The organism is Pseudoalteromonas sp. S1608 (assembly GCF_005887265.1).
Classification (GTDB): domain Bacteria; phylum Pseudomonadota; class Gammaproteobacteria; order Enterobacterales; family Alteromonadaceae; genus Pseudoalteromonas; species Pseudoalteromonas undina.
The window spans coordinates 1-21,974 of sequence record NZ_PNDK01000014.1; the positions used below are offsets into that span (position 1 = coordinate 1).

At 39.1% G+C, this 21,974-nt stretch carries 22 protein-coding genes; 15 read left to right on the forward strand and 7 right to left on the reverse strand.

Going from position 1 to position 21,974, the window contains the following annotated elements; translation table 11 throughout:
* Together CWB75_RS06250 and CWB75_RS06255 are read left to right on the forward strand one after the other, a co-directional pair.
* A partial coding sequence (locus CWB75_RS06250) for an alpha/beta hydrolase family protein (protein ID WP_138570156.1) occupies positions 1-222 on the forward strand: 222 nt, incomplete at its 5' end.
* A 195-nt stretch (positions 223-417) separates the two neighbouring features.
* Complete coding sequence (locus CWB75_RS06255) at positions 418-1,035, forward strand: LysE family translocator (RefSeq protein WP_138570157.1); 618 nt, start codon at positions 418-420, stop codon at positions 1,033-1,035.
* Positions 1,036-1,068: 33 nt separating this feature from the next.
* Here the strand turns inward: CWB75_RS06255 and CWB75_RS06260 are convergent, their stop codons facing one another.
* Entirely contained in the window at positions 1,069-1,953 is an 885-nt protein-coding gene (locus tag CWB75_RS06260) for a LysR family transcriptional regulator (RefSeq protein ID WP_138570158.1), read from the reverse strand.
* Between the two features lie 121 nt (positions 1,954-2,074).
* Here CWB75_RS06260 and CWB75_RS06265 point away from each other — a divergent pair, with 121 nt between their 5' ends.
* Positions 2,075-4,060 carry a ligand-gated channel protein gene (locus CWB75_RS06265; RefSeq protein WP_138570159.1) on the forward strand — a complete coding sequence of 662 codons (1,986 nt, stop codon included), beginning with the start codon at positions 2,075-2,077 and terminating at the stop codon, positions 4,058-4,060.
* Between the two features lie 268 nt (positions 4,061-4,328).
* Positions 4,329-5,183: a PA4780 family RIO1-like protein kinase gene (locus CWB75_RS06270; RefSeq protein ID WP_010389247.1), complete on the forward strand. Its 855-nt coding sequence runs from the start codon at positions 4,329-4,331 to the stop codon at positions 5,181-5,183.
* Positions 5,184-5,352: 169 nt separating this feature from the next.
* Here CWB75_RS06270 and CWB75_RS06275 read toward each other — a convergent pair whose 3' ends face one another.
* On the reverse strand, positions 5,353-5,715 hold the full coding sequence (locus tag CWB75_RS06275) for a hypothetical protein (protein WP_013463058.1): 363 nt from the start codon (positions 5,713-5,715) through the stop codon (positions 5,353-5,355).
* Between the two features lie 587 nt (positions 5,716-6,302).
* Between CWB75_RS06275 and CWB75_RS06280 the strand changes: the two genes are divergently transcribed.
* The 11 genes from CWB75_RS06280 to CWB75_RS06330 all read left to right on the forward strand — a co-directional run bounded on the left by CWB75_RS06280 (position 6,303) and on the right by CWB75_RS06330 (position 14,353).
* Positions 6,303-6,797 carry a GNAT family N-acetyltransferase gene (locus tag CWB75_RS06280; protein ID WP_055011468.1) on the forward strand — a complete coding sequence of 165 codons (495 nt, stop codon included), beginning with the start codon at positions 6,303-6,305 and terminating at the stop codon, positions 6,795-6,797.
* Between the two features lie 304 nt (positions 6,798-7,101).
* On the forward strand, positions 7,102-7,620 hold the full coding sequence (locus tag CWB75_RS06285; protein ID WP_138570160.1) for a hypothetical protein: 519 nt from the start codon (positions 7,102-7,104) through the stop codon (positions 7,618-7,620).
* Between the two features lie 127 nt (positions 7,621-7,747).
* Positions 7,748-8,167 (forward strand): GNAT family N-acetyltransferase, encoded by a 420-nt coding sequence (locus CWB75_RS06290; RefSeq protein ID WP_138570161.1) that lies wholly within the window; start codon positions 7,748-7,750, stop codon positions 8,165-8,167.
* Between the two features lie 110 nt (positions 8,168-8,277).
* On the forward strand, positions 8,278-9,297 hold the full coding sequence (locus tag CWB75_RS06295) for a PDDEXK family nuclease (protein WP_138570162.1): 1,020 nt from the start codon (positions 8,278-8,280) through the stop codon (positions 9,295-9,297).
* Between the two features lie 63 nt (positions 9,298-9,360).
* Positions 9,361-10,179 (forward strand): alpha/beta fold hydrolase, encoded by an 819-nt coding sequence (locus tag CWB75_RS06300; RefSeq protein ID WP_046225087.1) that lies wholly within the window; start codon positions 9,361-9,363, stop codon positions 10,177-10,179.
* Positions 10,180-10,332: 153 nt separating this feature from the next.
* Positions 10,333-11,532, forward strand: coding sequence for a metallophosphoesterase (locus CWB75_RS06305; RefSeq protein ID WP_249362306.1), 1,200 nt, complete (start codon positions 10,333-10,335; stop codon positions 11,530-11,532).
* Positions 11,533-11,653: 121 nt separating this feature from the next.
* Positions 11,654-12,100, forward strand: a complete 447-nt coding sequence (locus tag CWB75_RS06310; RefSeq protein ID WP_024602733.1) for an energy transducer TonB — start codon at positions 11,654-11,656, stop codon at positions 12,098-12,100.
* A 334-nt stretch (positions 12,101-12,434) separates the two neighbouring features.
* The gene (locus CWB75_RS06315) at positions 12,435-12,944 is read left to right on the forward strand and encodes a M23 family metallopeptidase (RefSeq protein ID WP_055011463.1); all 510 of its coding nucleotides are present in this window, start codon (positions 12,435-12,437) and stop codon (positions 12,942-12,944) included.
* A 105-nt stretch (positions 12,945-13,049) separates the two neighbouring features.
* Positions 13,050-13,394, forward strand: coding sequence for a 5-carboxymethyl-2-hydroxymuconate Delta-isomerase (locus CWB75_RS06320; protein ID WP_138570163.1), 345 nt, complete (start codon positions 13,050-13,052; stop codon positions 13,392-13,394).
* A gap of 38 nt (positions 13,395-13,432) precedes the next feature.
* Entirely contained in the window at positions 13,433-13,834 is a 402-nt protein-coding gene (locus CWB75_RS06325) for a hypothetical protein (protein ID WP_055011462.1), read from the forward strand.
* Positions 13,835-13,891: 57 nt separating this feature from the next.
* A complete protein-coding gene (locus CWB75_RS06330) occupies positions 13,892-14,353 on the forward strand; it encodes a hypothetical protein (protein ID WP_138570164.1) in 462 nt (153 codons plus the stop codon).
* A 47-nt stretch (positions 14,354-14,400) separates the two neighbouring features.
* Here CWB75_RS06330 and CWB75_RS06335 read toward each other — a convergent pair whose 3' ends face one another.
* From CWB75_RS06335 to CWB75_RS06355, 5 genes are all read right to left on the reverse strand, one after another.
* Positions 14,401-15,990, reverse strand: a complete 1,590-nt coding sequence (locus CWB75_RS06335) for a tetratricopeptide repeat-containing sulfotransferase family protein (RefSeq protein ID WP_138570165.1) — start codon at positions 15,988-15,990, stop codon at positions 14,401-14,403.
* Positions 15,991-16,076: 86 nt separating this feature from the next.
* Positions 16,077-18,491: a TonB-dependent receptor gene (locus CWB75_RS06340; protein ID WP_138570166.1), complete on the reverse strand. Its 2,415-nt coding sequence runs from the start codon at positions 18,489-18,491 to the stop codon at positions 16,077-16,079.
* Between the two features lie 334 nt (positions 18,492-18,825).
* The gene (locus CWB75_RS06345; RefSeq protein ID WP_008115672.1) at positions 18,826-19,692 is read right to left on the reverse strand and encodes an EamA family transporter; all 867 of its coding nucleotides are present in this window, start codon (positions 19,690-19,692) and stop codon (positions 18,826-18,828) included.
* Positions 19,693-19,869: 177 nt separating this feature from the next.
* Positions 19,870-20,865 (reverse strand): Gfo/Idh/MocA family protein, encoded by a 996-nt coding sequence (locus CWB75_RS06350; protein WP_138570167.1) that lies wholly within the window; start codon positions 20,863-20,865, stop codon positions 19,870-19,872.
* 35 nt (positions 20,866-20,900) lie between these two features.
* The gene (locus tag CWB75_RS06355; protein WP_138570168.1) at positions 20,901-21,902 is read right to left on the reverse strand and encodes an AraC family transcriptional regulator; all 1,002 of its coding nucleotides are present in this window, start codon (positions 21,900-21,902) and stop codon (positions 20,901-20,903) included.
* Between the last annotated feature and the right edge of the window lie 72 nt (positions 21,903-21,974).

A 21,974-nucleotide genomic window follows, 5' to 3' on the forward strand; every position in this document is an offset into this window, starting at 1 on the left:
ACTTTCCCAATGCAAAGTGAACGTATGTATGCTGCACTTAAAGGCTTGGGTAAAGAAGCGCGTTTAGTGATGCTTCCTTATGAAGCCCACGACTACCGTGCCCGTAAAAGCTTATTACATGTACTGTGGGAGCAAGAGCAGTGGCTTGATAAGTATTTGCTTTTAGATAAAGAAGCAGATACTGAAACCACCGAAACGGTTGCAGACGTAAACGTAAATTAATGTGCTAAGAGTTTCGAGCTCGAGGTTCGGGTTTCGAGGTGCGGCAGCGCGAAATACTGCGCTGCTAACTTGGGCTAAGCTCGTTGCCCGTAGCCCGACTCTCGATGCTGTTATTTCTAATTTACCGATAGCTATTTTTCCTTTACCCTTTCATTCAAAATTAACACTACTTTTTTAACCTATTGCGAGCTTTAAATGATTGATGTAGCTGCACTTGCGGTATTTGTTCCTACGTTCTTTTTTGTGTCTATTACTCCGGGTATGTGCATGACACTGGCCATGACTTTAGGCATGAGTATAGGCGTGTGCCGAACTTTATGGATGATGATTGGTGAGCTATTAGGTGTCGCCAGTGTTGCGGTAGCCGCGGTGCTAGGTGTAGCCAGTGTTATGCTTAATTACCCCAGTGCATTTGATATTTTAAAATGGCTAGGTGGTGCTTATTTAATCTACATTGGCATTAATATGTGGCGTGCGAAAGGAAAAATGTCGGTTGATACGCATAACACAACAGCCGTGAGCCGATATTCATTATTTTCACAGGGGTTTGTAACCGCCATTGCCAATCCAAAAGGATGGGCGTTTATGATTTCCTTATTACCTCCTTTTATTAACGTACAATACAGTGTTGCGCCGCAATTAGCGGTGCTGGTGGCCATTATTTTGCTCTCAGAGTTTATCTGTATGATGATTTACGCAACAGGTGGCAAAAGCCTGCGGTTATTTTTAACCAAAGGCAATAACATTAAGTGGATGAATCGTATTGCGGGAAGTTTAATGGTGCTAGTAGGAGTTTGGCTTGCAATTAGTTAACTATAAACAAGCCTTAACCTGAACTTAGGTTATTTAAATAGCTGAAAATGATGCGTTAAGTGCTTTAATTGCAGCTTTTGTTTTTGCTGCTAACGTGTCGCGTGCAGGCGTTAGAGCAAATACATCGTAATGGGGAAGCTGCCAATCAGTGCATATTTCTAAAAGTTCTCCTGTAGCTAAAAAATTACGTACTTCAGGCTCTGGCAAAATAGCATAGCCTAACTCATCGAGAACAAATTGAATCACAGTTTGCATATTATTAATGGCAATACGCGCTTTTGGTAGTGTTGTGCTTTCACCGCGGGTAAGGTGCGTAAGCGTCGGATCAACAGTTATATGTGCAATGCGGTTATGGGCTTTTAGGTCATCCAGTGTGATTTTTGGTTGCTGTACTAGTGCATGATTTTTATGAACACACAGTATTAATGGCCAACTAGCGAGCTGGCGTGCAATTAAGTTTGAGTCTTCGAGAGGGCCAATCGCCAACACCAAATCTATACCTGTTCTGATCATATCAATCGGCTCGTCAGAAAGCGTTAAGTGCACATCTATATCACTAAATTGGTTAATTAAATGCTTTACAGGCTCGCTTAATAACCCACCACCAAAACCGACAGGGGCTGCTAGTTTTAGTTGCCCACTCGGACAATTTTGTAAATGCTGTAATTGTTCTGATGTAGCTGTTGCAACGGCAAGCATTTGTAAACAACTTTGATAATACAGCTCACCCGCCTCGGTAAGCGTTAATTCCCGAGGGCTGCGATTAAATAAACTCAAACCTACATCTTGCTCTATTTGTTTTATTTGCTGACTAATTGCAGAGGTTGTCATTAAAAGGTCAGCGGCAGCTTTACTCATACTTCCCGTTTGCACAGTGCGAACAAATATATTCAGGGTTTTAGTTAACTTATCACTCATACCGTTAAGCCTTACTTAAATTAGCTTTAATAAAAATAGCGTTGAGAAGAAGGGAACTTCTCACTATTATCGCAAACGCTAATTATTATCATTTACATGCTAAATGTCACGGAGAAATATCATGAACACGGTAAGTTGTAAGTTAAGGCCGGTAACTGCATTTATTTTAAGTACTTTTGCAATTGCTAACCCTGCTTTTGCTGATGAAAAAAAACAAGATATGGAAGTAATGGTTGTCACTGCTTCTGGTTACGAACAAATGCTCAAAGAGGCACCTGCAAGTATTAGTGTTATCGACAGAGCGCAGCTAGAAAAACGCTTTTATCGTGACTTAACCGACGCAATGGCTGATATTCCGGGTGTAATAGTGACTGGCGGAGGTGACAGAAAAGATATTAGCTTGCGTGGTATGGCAAGCCAATACACGCTTATTTTAATTGATGGGCAACGCCAAAGTTCAAGAGAAACACGACCAAATAGTGATGGCCCGGGCGTAGAAGGTGCTTGGACGCCGCCAATTTCAGCGATTGAACGTATTGAAGTAATACGTGGCCCTATGTCGTCGTTGTATGGCTCTGATGCTATTGGTGGTGTGATCAATATTATTACCCGTAAAGCGCCAGAGCAGTGGTATGGAGAACTGCGTTTAGACAGCACCATTCAAGAGCAAAGCCAGTCAGGTGATATAAACCAAGCCAGCTTTTTCACTTCTGGTGGCATTATTCCAGATCTATTGGGCGTGCAATTATACGGTCAATTTTCAAAGCGAAATGAAGATGATTTTACTGCAGGATTTCGAGGCAAAGAACAAAGTAATGTAAAAGCTAAGTTCACATTAACACCTAATGATAGTCACGAATTAATGTTTGAACTTGGCTCGGCAAAACAAACATTAGATGAAACCCTCGGCAAAACAGTTGCCGAGCTTGCTCCAGGAGAAAGTTGTGGTCGACGTGGCTGCCCTGAATCAGCAACTACTGAGTATGAGCAGCAAACATACTCTATGTCACACAATGGTTTTTATGACTTTGGCTCGTCGCGTAGTTACATTAAATACGATAAGTTTGATAATAACTCACGTGAAATGTTTGTCGAAAATACCGACATTCAAACGACATGGAGTTTACCGCTATTTAGTGAGCATAACTCTACGTTTGGTGCGACCTATCTAAAAGAGTCATTGGATGATTATACAAGCAATAAAATTAGCGACTTAACCCATGTAGAAAACGAGCAATGGTCTGTTTTTGGTGAAAACGAGTGGGCAGCAACGGATGACTTTAAGCTCACCGCAGGCCTGCGTTACGATCATGATGGCAATTTTGCCGGTCATTGGAGTCCACGTTTATACGGTGTTTATAGCGCATCTAAAGCGATCACCATCAAAGGCGGCATATCAACGGGTTTCCGTGCGCCAAATATTCGCCAATCTACTGCGCAGTGGGGACAAGTGAGTCGTGGCGGTAATATTTATGGTAACCCTGACTTAAAGCCTGAGCAATCAGTGAACTATGAAATGGGTGTTTACTATGACTCTGGACGCGATTTAAGTATATCGACAACCGTTTTTTATAATGAATTTGATGACAAAATAACTCGTATAGCATGCCCATTAACGCAGTGCACAGATGGCCCAAATCAGTTTGGCTCCATGCCAACTACCTACATTAATGTGGATGAAGCCATAACCCAAGGTGTTGAGCTATCAGTAGATTACGATATTTCAACTGAAATTGATGTGAGTGCCAGTTATACCTACACCGACTCAGAGCAAAAAACCGGTGAATATAAGGGGAGCCCACTTAATCAGCTACCAAAACATAGTTTACAAACGTCTTTAAATTGGCGTCCAACAGATAAGTTAGGCGGATGGTTACGTGTGCAATATCGTGGAGAAGAAAGCCAGCCAACGACAGGGCCTTCACAAAGCAGTTTAATTGCTCCTGATTATACCATTGCCAATTTAGGTGCTAATTATCAACTAAGTGACAGCGTTAAACTCGGTGCTGGAATTTACAACTTGCTTGATAAAGAGATCACAGAGCAAGAGTATGGTTATGTTGAAGATGGTCGCCGTTATTGGGCGTCTTTAGTGTGGCAGTTCTAAACACTTTTTAATAATACAAAGTAAACGAGTACGCTAAACCGTACTCGTTTTTTGGTTTTATCTAGGCTCTTGTTCAATAATGTTTAAAAAGCACAAAAGGCGGTTGGCTTTTTCTGTGTAGTCGCTTATTCTAGCTGCGTATTTAGTCATTAAATGTAACTTTAAAGTTTACTAATAATTTATAATTTTCTTCAATCCCCAAAGGTATGCCTCGTTTGAACCACATAGCAAAACAAAAAGCCAACCCTGTATTTTTAGTAGGTGTCGTTTGAAAATACCTAAACGCTTACAGCCATTAGTTGATGATGGTTTTATTGATGAAGTGATCAGCCGTTTAATGAGTGGTAAAGAGGCCGATGTATTTGTCGTCGCCTGTGGCGATGACATTCGCTGCGCTAAAGTATACAAAGATGCCAGTAAGCGCAGTTTTAAAAAAGCTGCACAGTACCAAGAAGGGCGAAAAGTGCGAGGCGGGCGCCAAGCCCGTGCTATGGGTAAACGTTCAAGCTATGGCCGCCAATTAGAAGAAGAAATTTGGCAAAATGCTGAGGTTGACGCACTCTCGCGTTTATCTTCAGCAGGTGTTCGGGTACCGCAAACTTACGGCTGCATTGACGGTGTATTGCTAATGGAACTTGTAAGCGATGATGAAGGCGATGTTGCGCCACAACTTGGCGCGGTTGATTTAACCGAGCAACAAGCCATTGAGCAACATACATTAATGATGCATTACATCAAATTAATGCTGTGCGCTGGGATTATTCACGGTGATTTATCGGAGTTTAACGTACTTGTTGATAGCAACGGCCCAGTAATTATTGATTTACCCCAAGCGGTTAACGCCTCTGCTAATAATAGCGCAGAAGCCATGTTTGCCCGTGATGTAAATAACATGCGCCGCTATTATGGCCAATTTGCACCGGCGCTATTACACACGCAATACGCCAAAGAAATGTGGGCATTGTTTGCAGATGCTAACTTAACCCCGCACTCAAAACTCAGTGGCGAATTTGAAGACGACAGCGAAGCTGCAGATGTAGACTCAGTACTTGACGAGATTCAAGCCGCCTTTGATGAAGAGCAAGAACGTAAAGAACGCATTCGCGATGCTGATGAGCAATAATCCTTAATTTACGTGCTGAGTTTTGACTATTAGATCAAAACTTAGCATGTAGGTATGAGCCATAAGGATGGGTTTAGCTGGTCACTGCAAAATCTAAGTTAGTTCTGTCATTACTATCAACGGGAACCGACAGGTGTGCATTTAACTAAAAGCAGCTTGATACTATCCATTAATTAAATGCCATTGAGTCTGCAAACACATATTCATTATCAATGTAATAGCTGATAAATTCTTCCTCATTAAAATCACATTTATAAAAAAAAGACGTTGTGACAATCTTTTTATTATTTATGGTTATTTCGAATTCAGCCTGTGATGCTTTATTAAATAAAACACTACACTTAGTATTTAAGCCTAACGAATAAACTTTCCCATCAATTTCGATACTGTTGTTGCCTAAAGTAATTTCATTGGGAGTTGTTAATAAATGCAAAAAGTAATAGAGCCCTGTTAAATAGAAAAAAGGAGAAACAAACAAAGCAGCCTTTATCTTTACAGACTCAGAGTCATGTAAGTAATAGGTAGAGATCATGGATATTATTGAGAACAAAACAACCATAACAAAATTTGGAGAGAGCCAGTTTTTGGTAAATTTAAATATCATCTTCGATCGCAGAGGTAAGAGTTACGGTCGACTCAATAATTTAAGCTAACAGAAACTAAGGTTCTAAATTTGTGGCCTATCTTATTAAATTAACAATGGTATTTCTACATTTAAGCGCCTGAAAAAAATATGCACTTCGCCCATTCCCTTGTGTTTACCTGCCAATCTTTTTGACCAGGTTATTATGGTATCGTACAAAGCCCACCTTGTCGTATTTTCGACAACTTTTTAAGCATAAACGAGAGAGTCCTGAATAACTAAAGTTGACACTTTTGCGAAGTTAGACAAAGAGCGAGAAGCTGTTAGTCAGAGTTTTTCTGTGTGACGTGAAGTTTTGCTCGCTTGACTATCAGCTTGTTGGCGGTTTTTTCAATCTATTCTTAAAAGTTTTTTTGTTGTTATTTTTGAGTAGTTATCGTTTAATAACATGATGTTTTTTAAAGATAACTATTAGCGAATCTTCACCTCTTTAGTGAAAGCTAATGTCGGACCACACATAAGGAAATAGGTATAAAATGGACACTACAATACGAAAAGCTGAATCAACCGATATCGCTGCAATAAAAATGCTGTGGCAGTTTTACCAATATCATCAGAGTATATTTGATTTAGAAGATGTTGGTTCAGATGGTTGCTATGATATTGATGAAGAATATTTAGAATGTGTAGTGCGTGGTGAGGAAGACTGCATTATTTATCTTGTACTCGTTTCTAACCAAATTGCTGGTTTTGCTACCGTAGAACCAACTGAGATCGTTGGCAAAGAAATACCTGAGTTGGCTGATATTTTTATTCTACCCAAATATCGAAAACAGGGCATTGCCAAATTTGTTATTCAAAACTTGATGCCTGTTGAAACAAATCAGTGGCATGTAGCAGTTCATTTAAACGATAGTTCAGCGTTGAAATTTTGGAATAGTTTGTTTGCTAAATTAAACGTTGTGCGTGTTGATAAAGTTGACCCCCCTGAAACAGAAGGCTACCACGAGTTTGTTATCACAAATAACTAGCAAGATTACAACGTCTTCTGCGCTTAAGTAAAATTTGGTAAAGAGCGAAAACCAGCCATTGAGATTGGCTAAATATCGTCGTTAATAGATTAGTTAAATTGCTCTTTGCGCATATATTCATAAAAATGAGCGCTGCGCGCATATTGGTTCATTTAACTTTGCTTTAAGATAATAAAAAACTATGTGATAGTAATATCTTAGGGAATTTGTTAAAACTACATAAAGTAGGTAAATGAGCGTTATATCGGCAGAAATATGCGCGATGAGCGCACTATTAAATTGTTAACAGGCTTCATGGAGTTAGGTGTTGGATAAAATATTGGATGTCCAAATTGAAAATTATCGTGAATCGTTAAAGTTAACACAGAGAGCTGTATTCTTTGGTTTACTTATAGCCGGAATTTCATATTCTTTAGCTTATATAGGCAAAGGAGATAAATTACCAAAAGTACCATTTCTTTCAATTGAATTTACCTCATTAGTTTCATTGCAAGTTACTTTACTTGTTCTCTATTTAGCTTCTGGTTTTCTTTCTTGGTTCGCAATAAATAATGCTTATAAAAACCTTAATAGTATCCAAAATATAGAACTAGCAATTGCGACTTCAAAATATCCATGTCTCGCTGTTACAAACCCATGGTTTGGATCATTATTAGCAGGCGCATTACTTGGGATTGGTGCAATGCTTTTAGGATCTATTTACGAGTTTACTAATAATTATCAAAAGTCTCTTTATTTCATAGCTGCGCTACCATATTGGTCAACTCTAAGAGTAGGTGGGATGATAAACTCATGGAACAAAAGTATTAAAAACAGAGAATAGCCTGTTAACAAGGCATTCAAACGGACAAAATACAGTTGGTTGTTTTCACTCCGTTCAACATTATAACCAACTATATTTAGCCGCTTAATGTGGCGTTATATGCCCAAACGGAGTTCGTAGCATAATTATGGAATTAACTAATCCTCTCCCACCACAAGATAATGAATTTGAAGCCCTGAAAACTGGTTTGACGGAATTTAACGAATCGCATACTGGTACTGTGTTTAGAGAAAAAATATCTTCATTCATAAAAGATGAATCAGGTGTGATTCTTGGCGGCATTCTAGGTGAAATCAACTGGAACTGGATGCATATTCAGGGACTTTGGATTGATGAAAGTATTCGTGAAGGTGGATGGGGAACAAAATTATTATCTCGTATGGAGGAATATGCTTTATCTCAAAATATCCCTAGCATTAGGTTGGAAACGACTACATTCCAAGCGCTAGATTTTTATATCAAAGCAGGTTATTCAATTTTTGGCGAATTACCTGATATGCCTAAAGGGCACACTAGTTATTTCTTACAGAAGCAACTGGGCATATAACAAGCTAATAAATAAGGACAAAAAACAGTTGGCTGTTTTCGTTCCTCAACATTTTAGCCAACAATTTTTTGCCCATTATTAGGGCGTTATGTACTCAAAGGAATGCAGAGATGCTCTACAAAATAGAAGAACAAGCCGAAGTTTTTGAAAAGTTAGAACCTGTAGAGTTCAAAGACTTTTCTAGTTTTGGAAAACTTGAGAAAGATTTAGAAAACTTAATTGCAGACAGTATTTTAGATGTGTTGTTTGAAGATGCTAGATTAATGCCTGTGTTTCAGGAAAGACAATGGCAAGCAGAAGCTGATATATATGCACTTAATGAAAATGGTGAATTAGTTATATTTGAATTAAAACGTGCATCAGCTGGGAAAGATGCCGTCCATCAAGCACTAAGATATGCGCAAGATGCTGGTCAATGGAGCTATCAGAAATTAGAAAAAAAGTTCAAAGCATATAGCAAAGGCGAAATGTCGCTAGTTGAAGCTCACAGAGAGGCTTTTAGTCTTGAGCATGAATTAGATCCAAAAGAAATAAATAATAAACAACACCTATTAGTTATCGGTAGTGCAGCCGATGAATCATTAATCTCTTCCGTCGATTACTGGAAGAAAAATGGTGTATCCATTGATTTCCTACCATATAGAGTTTACGAACTCGCTGGTGAAAAGTACTTTGAATTCTTCGCGCTTCCATATGATAAGCACAAAAATCCAAGTGATGTTAAAGGTGTATTATTTGACACAAATCGTAGCTGGGATGAGAATTCTATTTGGTCGATGATGGATAATAGTCGTCTTGAGGCATATGGTGACGCTAAGAGGTTTGTTCGCCACGTTCATGTAGGAGATATTGTTTTCTTTTCGCACAAATGGTGCGGCTTAATAGCAGCCGCAAAAGTAAAAGGTGAGGTTAAAGCTCCAGACAGTGAAACTTTGTATCGAGATGTAGAGTTTTTGACTCCTATCCCGAACCGGAAAGATAGCAAACTGTTGGCTATGCCTTTTTCAGAAGTTAGCTCAAAAACAGGTAAAAGTTTCTTTTGGGCTAGAACTATAAAGGTACCTTATCTGACAAAAAGTGAAGCACTTGAGTTAGTCGCGGAGCTTAATAATTACTTACATCGCACATAACAAGTCAAGCCTGCCGGACTGCTTCGCAGCCGCAGCTTGAAGCGTTATATTCAAGGAGATACAATGGACATTTGGAGTTTACCTTATACTTTTGAGTATGAGGGTCGAAAGGTGAAATATGGGATTGAAGGAAAAGGAGAGCCTCTTGTTTTAGTTCATGGTACGCCTTGGTCATCATTCAACCTTAGGCACTTGATTCAAGCACTTTCGAGCCACTATACAGTCTACTACTTTGATTTACTTGGTTATGGTGAATCAGATAAAAGTGATGCGGATGTATCTTTAAAAATACAAAATCAGCTATTAGACTCATTAATAGGTCATTGGCAGCTTGAGTTACCTTATATTGTGGGGCATGACTTCGGCGGTACGACAGTACTGAGAAATTACTTGCTGAATCAACGAAAGTACAAAAAGATAGTTGTAATTGATCCAGTTGCGTTATCTCCTTGGGGCTCACCATTTTTTAAACATATTGAAAAGCATGAAGAAGCCTTTGCAGGAGTGCCTGATTTCATCCATTCAGCAATCGTTGAAGCATACATAAAAACAGCGTCATATCAGCCATTATCTCAGGAAACAATTGACGGTATTCTCCGCCCTTGGTCTGGAGATGAAGGTAAGAAAGCTTTTTATAGGCAAATAGCTCAAGCTGATTCAAAGTATACGGATGAATTTCAAGATAAATTCTCTAGCTTTGATGTACCCACATTAATTCTTTGGGGTGAAGAAGATCAATGGATCCCTGTTGAGCAAGCTCACGTACTTCATAGTAAAATTAAAGGCTCTAAGTTAGTTACAGTGCCTGAATCTGGACATTTGGTTATCGAAGAAAAACCAGAAGCATTGGTTAAAGAGATCCGAGAGTTCTTCGAAAGTTGAATATAACAAAGCATTTAAGAGTGATTCCTTACGCTTGGCAGTTTCGCTTCGCTCAAGTGTAGCCAAGCGTGCGTCACACCTTAATGCGGCGTTAGCTGCATCGAATATGCTAATTTTTTCTACGTGATAAAATAATAAAAGGAAGTTTCTCTCTTGAAAAAATTATCTATTTACCTCTTTAACTTATTGTTGCTAACTATATTATCTTTATGCTTTTTGAGTTGGTACACAGGCTCGGGAATTAGAATTTCAGATGGAAGATATTTAGGCTATTCTGCAAAAACTAATGAATGGCTTATGTTTGAATACCAAAACATCCCCGTTTTGCATGATGGCCCATACGTATTTCGAAATAATGGCAATCGATTTGCCAACTACATTACTGGAGATAACAACTCACCCGCCAAACTCTCTCGTGTTGATATTAAAAATACCGTTTCGGTGACTGTAGATAATCAGTTCAATACTAACTTCACTGTTAATCTCAGAAATAGCTATCCTCGCTCAGAATTAGACATTCCGAGCCCTGCTAGATATCTAGCAATTTCGGATATGGAAGGTAATTTTGATGCAATGATAAACCTTCTAAAATCAAACGGTGTTATAGATGATTCGTTAGAGTGGAGCTTTGGTTCTAGCCATTTAGTGCTTATTGGTGATATGGTCGACCGAGGAAAAAACGTAGTTCCTTTATTATGGTTAATTTACAAGCTGGAAGCAGAAGCTAAGTCAGCCGGAGGCTATGTTCATTACATTTTGGGGAATCATGAGCGTTATGTATTAGATGGTAGAGTTAAATCAGCAGCTAAAAAATATTATGGAACATTTCGAACTACAGGAATGTCTCCTCGGGAATTGTGGTCTGAAGATTCCGAGCTAGGGAAATGGCTGCGGAGTAAGCCTGTTATGTTAAAGGTAGGTAGTACATTATTTGTACACGGCGGTGTTTCGCCAAGAGCTTTGACCTACAACTTGTCGTTGGAAGATATAGATGCAGAGGCGGAGCGTAACTTTGTCATTGGCGATACAGTTAGGCGAAATATTGATAACAGTATTATTCATGGCTCTGATGGCCTTTTGTTCTATCGAAACCTAGCAAAAGACATGAGTAAATATGAACTCGGCGATAAAGTTGGTGTTGATCATGTAAATAAAGTACTTTCAGAATTTAAAGTCAATAGATTAGCGATTGGACATACTTTAGTACGTAATATTGGCCACGATTATGGTGGTAAAGTTATACGTGTTGATGTACCTCACTCAGAGGGTATAAGTGAAGCTTTGTTAATGGAAAACTCTTCATTTTGGGTGGTAGATAACAAAGGAAAAAAATCACCTTTAGGCAAGTTATAAAGCAGCTAACAAGGATTTTCAAGTCGGACAAATTACAGTTGACTTTTTGTTCGTATCTCACTTATTTTAACCAACTATTTTTTGCCTGTTATTTGGGCGTTAGAGCTAAAAGGAGAAAGCTTTGAATAAATCATACCTATTATTACCACTTACACTTTTTGTGGTTTCTTGTGCTACAACAACTAAAGTTGAGGAACCAAAAATAAATTACCTCGATATATCAGGTAAAAATCAAATTAAATTAGTTGATGAGTATTGGACTGTTGCAAAAAGAATCGAGCCTAGATATCCAATTTCAGCTGCTAAAAATAATATATCTGGTTGCGTTGATCTAATAGTTGGTATTGATCAAAATGGAAAAGCTCAAGAGTATAAGGTTCGTTCATCGTACCCTAAAGGCGTATTCGATAAAAACGCAGTAGCGGCTATGGTTAAATGGAAGTGGCAAGCTACAGAGAAAAACATAGACAATTCGCCTGTTTTAACTTCTATCCGTATGGATTTTTCAACTAGCAGGAATCCTAGTGATCCGGAATATCTACAAAACTGCCCAAAACGGGAAATTTAACCCTAACAAGAGTCTAAGGTTACGACAGTCCGCTCATGGCACTTTGCAGACAATCGATAATACAAAACGCTTATGTTAATTGAGACGCTCATATTCAACTTAACTTATAGTCTAAATTAGTGTGTTGATTTAACGCGCTTAATTCGGTTTAATATCAGCTTAATTAATATGCTGAGTAATGCAGGGATGGCCTAGGGCAGCGGATTTCATTAACTTGGGCCTGATTAGGGCATCAAAATCTTCCCTTCATAAACTAAAGCCCATTGTATGAATAGTTCCCACGCAGACACACTAACAGGGAGTGTTTCAGTTAATATGTGCCAAGGATAGCTCATTGAAAAAATTAAGATTTATACTCGTTCTACTTACCGCAGTTTTCCTTATAGGTATGATCATACCAGATGACATTGTTATTCCTGTTGAGGGTGCAACACCCAATGATTGGAACCATAATACTTTTTGGTATGAGCCATGGGGAAGCTCTGTGGTCCATAAAGGGATTGATATATTTGGTAAAAAAGGGACTACCACACTTTCTTCTAGCAAAGGCTTAGTCATTTATACGGGCACAGTACGTAAAGGCGGGAATGTAGTGGCAGTATTAGGGCCTAAATGGCGTATTCACTATTACGCGCATATGGACAGTTACTCTGTTACAACGGGTACTGTTGTTAAGGCTGGCTCAGTTATTGGTGTTTTGGGAGATTCAGGTAATGCCCAGGGAAAACAACCGCATATTCATTATTCAATCTTATCAATAATTCCAATTCCTTGGTTAGCTACAACACAGACTCAGGGTTGGAAAAGAATGTTTTTTTTAAATCCTCACGAAATGTTTATATAAGCTGTATTGAAAAAATGTATTTAAGATAAATACCAATATGAACCTTATTTACAAGTAAGATGCGGTCAAACTATTCATATTAGCGATTAATATCAAGGAGAGTATATGCCTCATTTTATAATGGACTGTTCTGAAAGTGTCTTTGGGTCACATAGCGAGGAATACATTATTGAACAAATTCATTTTGTAGCTCACGCTACAGGTTTATTCGATGAAGGTGATATAAAAGTTAGAGTAAATCCATTTAATACTTTCTCTGTGGGGAATAAGCGTGAAGACTTTATCCATGTGTTTGCCCATATAATGCAAGGAAGAACAACAGAGCAAAAAGCGAACCTCTCACGAGTAATTGTTAGTAAGCTTGTTACTTTATTTCCTGAAATTCCTAACATTGCAATGAATATTAGTGATTTTGAAAAAGCGACATATTGCAATCGTACGATGCTTTAGCCAGCAATTAAACATAGTTTTGGATGTTTATAAAACGTATGAGTAATTCTCAATTACAAAAAATAATATCTCTTTATACTGCTTTTGTTTTTATACCTACGTTATTGCTTTATTTGATTTATAGTATATTTGGTTGGGTTGTATTTTCAGTTACATTAAATCCTTTATTGGGCTATTTTTTGCTGGGTGGTGCATATGGTTTATGGTCACTACATTCATTAATAAAAACGATGAAAAAATTAACGGTATTAAAGCATCCTATTATTGTGATAGTTGGATTGTTATTAGGTTGTAGTTTTTGTCCTGTCGTTTTAACTACGACTGAATTTAGTACGATGAAACCGCAAGAATTTATTTTTATATATATTATTATTGCACCCTTTATAGCGACCTTTCATTTATTTTATTTATATAAAAAACAGTCGACTAGCGCCTCTTGAGGATACTTTAACGAAACTATTTCTCAGTGGGCTTTATTAAACAAGGAGAACACAGGTATGGAACCAAATTACTCAGAATATTCAATTTCAGAGCTAGAAGAGTCATTACGTGCTATCGATCAAGAAGCGTATCCTGAAAGAACAAATGAACTAAAGAAAGAGTTAAATAATCGCCTTGAAAATCCAACAACGAGTCATGAAGTAGAGGATGGTTTTGAGGCGAATGAACAATTTTATAAATGTCCTCATTGTGAAGAAAAAATTGGATTTTTTTCTAAAGCGCTACAAAGTTGGAGCAAGATAAGAGAGTGCCCACAATGCAAAAAACCATTTGCAGTAACCTTTAATGTAAAAGTGTTTTTCGTTGCGCTTTTACCTATGGTTATTTTTAATTATTTTATGATAAAACCTGTTTTAGGATCACTGGGATTAAGTAAGTCCATTGGTTTGGGTATAGTTTGTGGTGTGTTAATTATTATATCAACCCGCTTGATCAGAGTTCGTGAATCCATCCGGTAACTTTAAAGTTTATCAAACTGAACTATCCGACCACATAACAGTTGTTGTTATTTAATTAAACCAATAACTCCTTCATTAACTAAATGAGTCTGCGCTGCGTCGGTATAGGGTTTAAACTTTTTCCAGCGGCCTATGGCCTTGTTGTTAAGCGGTTGGCGCACTTGCATTTTGCTAGCGGTTGATACCGGTGCGGTGTTTAAATGAAAATCAAGGCACTGTGGTTGCCAGTCTAAATCGCAATAGCTCACTAACTCTTTTATTTTTTGCTCTGGTGCGGCGATGAGTTCTTCGTATTTTACTAGTTTAATATTGCTGTGCAGGGCGCTAAAGTGCTGCATCAGTTTATAAAAACGGCTGTAAAATTTAGCGGTGTCGAGTAAGTCTAACGAGTACGCGTAGTAGGGGTTATTAATAGTAAATAGCTGGCGATAGTTACCAATACAGGTGTCCATGGGGTCGCGAAGTAGGCAAATTATTTTCGCGTTTGGCAGGGCTTTGGTAATTAAATCAATATAAAAAAAGTTAAACGGTAGTTTATCAATAAAGTGTTTATGGCTGCCGGTTACAACACGGGTTGCTTCCAGGTAAGTGCTGCCAAGTTTTGCAAAATCAAGCTGGTAAGCTTGGCTTAAGGTGTCTGTATCAAGTACTTGAGGCGTGTGCGTTTGGCTAAGTTTTTTTACACTTAGGCCAAAGTCTTGCAGTTCGCCCGCCGATTGTACGTCGCTGTGGCTTGATAAAATGCGTTCAACTAATGTGGTGCCAGAGCGCGGCATGCCTAATACAAAAATTGGCTCACTGCTTTGGTTGCCAGCTGTTTGTTGGTTTTTGTACTTATCACTGAGCTGTTTTATATGTGCAAATAAAGCCTCAGACGCTTGGTTATCAAACGCCTTATTAGCGAGTTTTGCTGCTTTACCTTGTTGTAACGCGGCAAAGGCTGCTGAAAACTCTCCTAAGTCTTGATATTCTTTAGCGAGCGCATGACCTATATGCAGTTTAGCGTCGGGATGATTGACCTGTTCAAATACGTTTTTTAATCGAGTGATGTGATTATTATGTTCGGTGACTTTAGTTAAATCGGCTAAGGCAAAATGACTTTGATGATGAAGCGGGTTCAGTGCAATGGCATTTTCAAACGCTTGCTGTGCTTTATCAAACTGGCCTAAAAACTTAGCGCATACTCCATAGTTATAATAAAACTGCGGTTGGCTGCTGTTACTCGCCTCAGCTAAATTTAACGCGCATGTAAAGTAGTCAGCCGCTTGCTGATGTAAACCTGCTTGGGTGAGCGCCACGCCTAATGTATCGGCATCCAGTGCTTTACTAATATGTTTCAGCTTAACGCTAAGGGCAGTGTTTTTTGCTTTTTGTAAGTCGCCAGTAAGGGCGTAACACTTGGCAAGTTGCGCTGTATATTCAATAGACTGGGTAAAGCTTAATGCTTTTTCAATTAGCTTTATCGCTTTGTAAATTTGGCCAACCTGTAAATTAACCATAGCTAGCAAAAAGTAGCCATCAGCAAAGTCTGGTTTTTGTGTTACCAGCTCAACCAGTGCTTTATGCGCTGGCTGAATATTGCCTTGGTTTAAGTTGTTTATAGCACTTTGGTGTAATTGCTTTAAGTTTGGCTGCATGAATACTCTTATAAATAATGTGCTTACAAATAAAAAGGCTCAAAATTAATTTGAGCCTCTTGATTGTACTTAAACTTACCGTTTAATTACATTTCAAACTTATAGTTAAATTTAATGCCAACAGTAAGCGGGCGATTAATAAAGTAACCATAGTTACGTTGTATGTCTGCGCCATTGGCTGTTGTAATATCCGCATCTGAACGACGAACAGAAGTAACCGCATATTTATTAAATAGGTTATCTACATATAAAGTAGTCGACCACGCATCGGCGGTTAATTTAGCTGAAATATTACTTAAGCTATAACCTGGGAGTGCTTCACCGTTGTCACGTAGGCCTACTTTTGAAATTACATCACTTTGTGCGGTTAAACCATAGTTAATATCAAGGGTTTTGTCGTTAAACACTTCTGTTTGGTAGTTAATCCCCATAGAGAACTGGTGCTCAGGTGAGCCCGGTAAACGGTCGCCATCTTTTGCGCCATCAGTGCCATCGGCATTAAATAAATACGGAGCGTCTGAGGTTAGCTCTGCTTTTGTATAGGCATAAGTTGCATAGGCAGTAAACGAGTCTGATAAAATTGCACGCGTGGCAATTTCAATCCCTTTCGCATTTGCGCTACCAGCATTTGATAAGTAAGGTAATTGGCCTACTGTTGTTGCACCGGCAATTTGTGCGTTATCCCAATCTACATTGAATAGTGCGGCATTAAAGTGTAGCTGGCTTCTCATCCAGGTACTTTTAAAGCCTAGCTCATAGTTGGTGGTTGTATCTGCATCGTATAGCATTTCATCTGGTGTACCACAGCCTGTTTGTTGGTCCTCAGGTAGAGGTGTTGGGCAAGGCACTAAGCCATTTGAGCCACCAATTCTAAATCCTTCACTTATAGTTGCATACGCCATTACTGAATCTGTAAATTGGTACTTAGCATTAAATTTGAACAGATTACCGTTGTCACCCGCTTTGTTTTCTTCAAAATTAATTGAGATTGCATCAGGTGCAGCACCTTCATACAAGGTATTTGCTAATGGGAAGTCAAAAGCCGCTTTTGATTCTACGTCGTATTCGTAAAAACGCGCGCCAATAGTAATATCGAGTTTATCGGTTACTTGGTAACCCACTTCACCAAAAAGTGCAGACTCAGTGACTTTGCTGCCAGTAATTTCTAAATACTCTAAAGAGTCAGGTCTAAGTTGTGCGCCACCAAAGTTGTCAACCGCGAACTGATCAAAGCCTGGCGTAAACTCTCTGCTTGATGCGTCGGTATCGGTTTTGTTGTAAAAACCACCAACAATCCAGCTTAGGTCGCTATCGCTTTGTGAGACCAAACGTAGCTCTTGAGTGAAGGTATCGACTTCGTCAATTTCACGAGTAAACGCTGAAAACGAAGGAAACTCTTCGTAGCCATAGTCTAAACGAATTAAAAGATCAGTTTGGTCGCGTTGACCATCAGCTTCAAATTGTGAAATACCGGTAGCTGATACCAGCTCAGCAAAACCTAAGTCGGCTTTAAGTTCAAGGCTCAGTAATTGATCTTCTTTTTCCCTTGGCTCTTCAAAACGGTACGCTGACTCGTATTTGCCGATGCGATCATTTAAACCATTATTTTCGTTAAGGCTATTGTGATGAACAATTGAGCGGCCTTCGGTGTCTTGCTTTTGATAGAAGTAGTTTAATGTGCCTTCGAATGACTCGTTTGCCTTGTAACGTAATGAAATACGCCCAGTTGTGGTGGTTTCACCGTTGGCGTCTTTTACATTTTTAAGATTGCTATTAACCGCATCAAGGTTTGTCCAATCAGGGTCGGTAATCGACACACCTGGTTCACGAACGGTGTAGGCGTAGTCTATAAACCCTGGGTCTTCATAAATATTTAAACTGGTGCGAACAGCAAGTTTGTCCTCAATTAATGGTAAATTGAAGATAAAACCGGCTTCGCCACCGATTGAATCACTTTCTTGAGTTTGAAAAACATCACCAAATACTTCACCTGATATAAAATCAAGCTCTGGCTCTTTAAGCATGTAGCGAATAGCGCCACCTAATGTACCAGCCCCGTATAGTGTGCCTTGTGGCCCAATAAGTACTTCTACTCGTTCTACATCAACAAGGCGCATATCTACCGATACTGGAATTTCGTTAATGTAAGTGGCTACCGTGCCGCCATCTGATGAAGGGCCTGATGAATTTGTATTTAATCCACGAACTATAATAGGTGAGCCAGAGCGACCACCTTGATCAGTAATTGTTAAACCTGGCACCCAACGCGCTACATCGGCTAATTCGCTGATATTTTGGTCTTTCATTACATCGGCATCAAGCGCAGTAATGTTAAGAGGCGCAGCCTGAATAGAACCACTTCGGCGTGTTGCTGTAACCTCAATAACTTCAAGCGATTTATTTTTTTCAATAATTTGCTCTTGTGCTGTTGCATTACCGCTAAATAATACACCGCTCAGTGCGCTTGATACAGCCAAGGTTAACAGGCTTGGTTTAAACATAAAAATTGATCCCAGTTAGATTTAGTACGTTAATAAATGAGCGCTAATAATATCAGGGAGTTTTGTTGATGGAAATAAAAATATGAATTTTAATTCACTTTTTTAGAATAAAAATTAAGTTGTGGTTTTTTGCTTAAATTTAAAGTTTAAATATAACAAGGTGTTTGTATAAATAATGCACACACAGGGGATGGTATATATTGTTTTAAGTGCAACAATGAATGGTGTGAAATGAGAGATAAAACGTAGGCTTAATTATACTAAGCGGGAGTTGTAAAATAGGAGATGAGAAGTTGCGCCATGATAGTTCATGACGCAATTAAATTATTAAACTCTAAGCAGCAGGCTGCTTTTTACCATTAGACATTGAACTACCTACCGAGGCAATAATCACCAGTAAAATAGCCAGCCACTGCCAAATGCTTAGCAGTTCACCTAAAATAACTAAGCCAGCGAGTGCTGCAATTGCAGGTTCTAGGCTCATTACAATACTAAAACCTTGTGGCGACATATTACGTAAAGTAATCATTTCAAGAGTATAAGGCAGGGCGCTTGAAAGCACGGCAATAGCAATGCCTAATGGAATAATATCCCAAGTAAATGCAGCACTTTGTGAAATGCCGCCATAAGGCACCAGCACAATGGCTGATATTGTCATGCCCATCGCAACCGTTGCGCCACCAGAGCTTTGACTGCCTGTTTTCTTACCAAATAAAATATAGCCAGCCCAACAGGCACCCGCCGCAAGTGCGAGTACTACACCGACTGGATCAAGGCTGTCTTGACCTTTCATATCAGGTAAAAGTAATAAAATACCGGCCACTGCACAGGCAACCCAAAATAAGTCACGTTTTCTGCGAGAAGAAAATAACGCGACAGCTAATGGGCCTGTAAATTCAAGCGCAACCCCAATACCTAATGGGATACGTTCTATCGCGTAATAAAATAGAATATTCATGCCGCCTAAACTTAATCCATAAATTAATATGGGTAAGCGTTGGCTTGCAACAGGGAAGTGTTTCCATGGTTTAAAAATCAAACACAAAATAGCGGCCGAAAACCCTAAACGTAAGGCTGTTGTGCCCTCAGGTCCAACAATAGGAAAAAGCTGTTTAGCCAGTGACGCGCCTGACTGAATCGTCATCATTGCTAGCAATATGCATAAAATAGCCAGTAATAGATCTTTGGTTGATTTTTGCATGGATGTCCTTAAAGATTGCGATGAATTTTGGCGGCATGTTACCTGCTTTTGATCTCAGAGGTAAGTCAAATTTTGTGATCTTTTTAAGCTTAATTCAAAATAGCAGTGTTTAGTAAAGTGTGCTCAAAGGCTAAGCGATAAAATACGCTTATCGCTTAGCCGATAGTTTTTGTTTTATTAAGAGGATAAATCTGCTGGGTAAACAACACCAAGTTGTGCGCGTGCGGTGTCAAGTACTTGCATTACATCGACAGAAAGCTGATGAGTATTAACGCTAGACTCCCCCTGATTTTGCTCAATGGTATTGATAAAGTTCTCGAGTTCGTACTTCATAAAGTGCTCGTCAAATTCCGTGCAAATAAGCTCTTTATGACCATTGTTAGCAATAAACTCTACTTTTTTAAGCTGCGACACGGCTTCAATTCTAATTCGACCTAATTCCCCCTGAATTTCAGTGATATTTTCGCCTTGTGAAATTTTCGAATAGCTGATCACCGCTTGTCTGTCGGGATAATTTAAAAGCACATCGCCTGCACCATCCACACCACTTTCAAGTAATACGCCGCTGGCGTGAACAGAGCGTGGTGCTCCCCATAATGCAATAACGAGATAAAGTGGGTAAATACCCAAATCTAGTAAGGCACCATTAGCAAATTCAGGTAAAAAGGTATTAGGGCGCTCACCATTTTTATACTTGTCGTAACGTGATGAATACTGACTAAATTGACCAATAAACTTACGTGGTGTGCCTATTTTTTTTAGGGCAGCTTGTAAGTGCGAAAAATTAGGTAAGTGCGTTGTCATCATCGCTTCCATGTAAAGGCGCTGATGCTGCTTTGCCGCAGTTAAAATAGCCGCAAGTTGCTTGCTATTAGCCGCTGAGGGCTTTTCGCCTAATACGTGCTTGCCCGCTTTTAAACACTGTATTGCATATGCACTGTGCAGGCTATTTGGCGCCGCTATATAAACTGCGTCTACTTGTTCATCTTGGCACACAGCATCAATAGAGGTAAAAATTTTAGCATCGGTATTTGTTGGATGATTAGCTAAAAAGCGCTCGCCGCTGCTTATTTGGCGAGAGCAAATACCGTATAAATTAAAATTGCTGAGTGTATTAGCCGCTGCCAAAAACGTGTCGCTAATAAAATTAGTACCTACAATTACAAAATTCATGAATAGCCTTTGCTGTTTTTAAACAAGGGCGCAGTTTAACAATGTTTGGCTCTAAATGCGCGGGCAGAGCAATTAAACCAACGTTTAATGCTAGTACATAACGTAGCTTGCTCCTGATAACCTAAAAGCTCTGAAATTTGAGTCACCGACAATTGGTTTTGTAATAAATAGTGCTCACATAAGGCGCGGCGAGTAGCGTCTTTGAGCTTTACAAAACTGGTATCGTGCTTTTTAAGTTCTCGGTGCAAGGTGCGAGGGTGAATATTAAGCGCAGCGGCAATAGTATTATTAGCGCTTTGAAATATCGGCAGCATAATGCGAATAAGCGCGCTTACCTGATCGGGTAAAGATTGGCCATAAGCATTATTTTCAGCTAAAAAGTTAAGTGCTGCTTGGGTTTTATGTTGCTTAGTTATGTTAAGTGTTAAATCTAAGTCTTGTTTGGCAATTAATACACCGGCGCTATTTCTGTGAGTAATAACCTTACACCCAAAATGCTGGTGGTAGGTCTGCTTATTTGCGCCTAGGGTATGAGGTAAAAATACACTTTGTGGCTTACAGCGACCATTACTCATATTTTTTAAGGTAGCTATGGCCAATGCAATGGTGAGCTCTATTACCTGGTTTATTGCCGGTAATGGCCTGAGATTTATAGCGAATGATAAAAACACGTGCTCATTATCATCAAGTGGGAGAGTGGTTAAATTAAGCGCTGGCGTATGCAAGTGTAAATATTTTATCACCCAATCTAACCCCTCAGCTAAGTTAGTGCCTGTTTGAGCGGCTATTGCAATATGGCCTAAAATATCAAAGCTTTGCAGACTTGCTAGTTTTAACCCAAAATTTGGACAATTTAGTGTATTCGCGCAATGCTCTAATAGCTGTGCATACGCGCGGTAAGTAAGGGTCTCTTGCTCTAGTTTATTAAAGTCCACATTAATGGCGCACTGCTGCATTATGGCTGAGAAATCCCCCCCAAGTTCTGCAATTAAATGGTCTATTCCTTGTAAAGAGGTGGCTCTAATTAAGCGGCTCATAAAATATACTTTTGCGTGAGGATGTCTAAAAATAACAAGTTTTTATTCGATGTTCCATGCAAACTGGTTTTT

Coding starts and splice junctions, on each gene's coding strand:
- CWB75_RS06255 (WP_138570157.1), top strand. CDS start 418: ATGATTGATGTAGCTGCACTTGCGGTATTTGTTCCTACGTTCTTTTTT.
- CWB75_RS06260 (WP_138570158.1), bottom strand. CDS start 1,953: ATGAGTGATAAGTTAACTAAAACCCTGAATATATTTGTTCGCACTGTG.
- CWB75_RS06265 (WP_138570159.1), top strand. CDS start 2,075: ATGAACACGGTAAGTTGTAAGTTAAGGCCGGTAACTGCATTTATTTTA.
- CWB75_RS06275 (WP_013463058.1), bottom strand. CDS start 5,715: ATGATCTCTACCTATTACTTACATGACTCTGAGTCTGTAAAGATAAAG.
- CWB75_RS06280 (WP_055011468.1), top strand. CDS start 6,303: ATGGACACTACAATACGAAAAGCTGAATCAACCGATATCGCTGCAATA.
- CWB75_RS06290 (WP_138570161.1), top strand. CDS start 7,748: ATGGAATTAACTAATCCTCTCCCACCACAAGATAATGAATTTGAAGCC.
- CWB75_RS06295 (WP_138570162.1), top strand. CDS start 8,278: ATGCTCTACAAAATAGAAGAACAAGCCGAAGTTTTTGAAAAGTTAGAA.
- CWB75_RS06300 (WP_046225087.1), top strand. CDS start 9,361: ATGGACATTTGGAGTTTACCTTATACTTTTGAGTATGAGGGTCGAAAG.
- CWB75_RS06320 (WP_138570163.1), top strand. CDS start 13,050: ATGCCTCATTTTATAATGGACTGTTCTGAAAGTGTCTTTGGGTCACAT.
- CWB75_RS06325 (WP_055011462.1), top strand. CDS start 13,433: ATGAGTAATTCTCAATTACAAAAAATAATATCTCTTTATACTGCTTTT.
- CWB75_RS06330 (WP_138570164.1), top strand. CDS start 13,892: ATGGAACCAAATTACTCAGAATATTCAATTTCAGAGCTAGAAGAGTCA.
- CWB75_RS06335 (WP_138570165.1), bottom strand. CDS start 15,990: ATGCAGCCAAACTTAAAGCAATTACACCAAAGTGCTATAAACAACTTA.
- CWB75_RS06340 (WP_138570166.1), bottom strand. CDS start 18,491: ATGTTTAAACCAAGCCTGTTAACCTTGGCTGTATCAAGCGCACTGAGC.
- CWB75_RS06345 (WP_008115672.1), bottom strand. CDS start 19,692: ATGCAAAAATCAACCAAAGATCTATTACTGGCTATTTTATGCATATTG.
- CWB75_RS06350 (WP_138570167.1), bottom strand. CDS start 20,865: ATGAATTTTGTAATTGTAGGTACTAATTTTATTAGCGACACGTTTTTG.
- CWB75_RS06355 (WP_138570168.1), bottom strand. CDS start 21,902: ATGAGCCGCTTAATTAGAGCCACCTCTTTACAAGGAATAGACCATTTA.